Below are 1,243 nucleotides of genomic sequence, written 5' to 3'. Positions count from 1 at the left end.
GTTTGCTTTATTCCCCGTGATGCTGGAGCGGTGGGGGTTTGGTGTTGCGATGTTGCTGTCGGTAGGCGTGACGGTAATCAGCTTTTTCTTAGTGGCAATGGTTGTTAGGAGATGGGGTGTTGAGCTTTTTTAATAGAATGCTTTCTAATAATCGGAGATGCCCATGACCCGCGCTCTTTATACCCAGGTTTCGCTGGATTCTACTTCCTACTATCACGGCATCTGTCGCTGTGTGCGGTGAGCCTTACTTGAGTCCAGATTAGCCCACCTTCGTCCGCCACAATCCACCACTCTGGTGTAGGGTCTGGTGTAGAAAGTTAAAGTAGGATTGGGCGGCTCCTTTAAATGCAGCCTAAACACACCCATGCATCATTGGCGTATGTTGGCTCAGGTCCGCGCTCACAGGTCCTCCGGAGAATACATCATGGTTAAAGTCGGCCATGATAAAGGGATTGGTGAAAGGAATCATGACAGATCTTCATGCTCGTGCGACGGACCAGGGAGCCTGGCGTGGTTTGCTATTAATAAACGGCACGCAGAACGGGCAAGAGGGAAGGGTGATGACAAGAATCATACTCGCTACGTTACTGATGTTCTGGAGCTGTTCCGCATTGGCGTCGGATTACGCCGAGGCTACCGGAGGCGAGAGCAGGGTCAGTGTGGTGATCATTGATGATTATCGCGCGGTACTCGAGTTGTTCGAGCAGCTTCACTACACCGATAAAAGCTGGGTGGAAGGCGACCGCCATGTGCCCAGGGTTTATCTCTCCACGGTGCCGGAGCAGTGGGGTAAGGGCATCAGCCATGAAATCAGCGTCAGCCTGAAGAAGAAACTGTTCTTCCGTGCTGTAGGGCCGCTGATCCTGCGCAGTAATGAATTGATTCAGCAGGACCGGGCGCGCCTGCTTGGCCTGCAGACGCAATCGGTGTTGTCCGCTGACGATAACCACTGGCTCCAGCAGCTGGCCGACCAGTACCGGGTGGAAACAGGCGGCAAGGAGCGAGTCGCTGAGCTGTTACGCCGGGTCGATGTGATTCCGCCTTCGCTGATTCTGGCTCAGGCAGCGGAGGAGAGCGGCTGGGGGACCTCCCGCTTTGCGTTTGCCGGTAACGCCCTGTTTGGGCAATGGACGTGGGGTGGGAAGGGCATCACTCCGCAGAGCCAGCGTAGCGGGATGGGAGATTACAAAATCGCGGCTTTTGATGCGCCATTGCAGTCGGTGCAAGCCCATGCGTTGAACCT

Annotated in this window: 1 protein-coding gene; it reads left to right on the top strand. The window is 54.9% G+C overall.

Annotated features, from left to right (window positions below; genetic code table 11):
* Nucleotides 1–560: 560 nt before the first annotated feature.
* The coding region (locus A3754_RS19340) for a glucosaminidase domain-containing protein (RefSeq protein WP_197468727.1) at nt 561–1,243 on the top strand (683 nt) is incomplete at its 3' end.

The organism is Alcanivorax sp. HI0083 (assembly GCF_001635175.1).
Note: the sequence above shows the minus strand (reverse complement) of the source record. Positions and strands in the feature narration are given on the sequence as shown.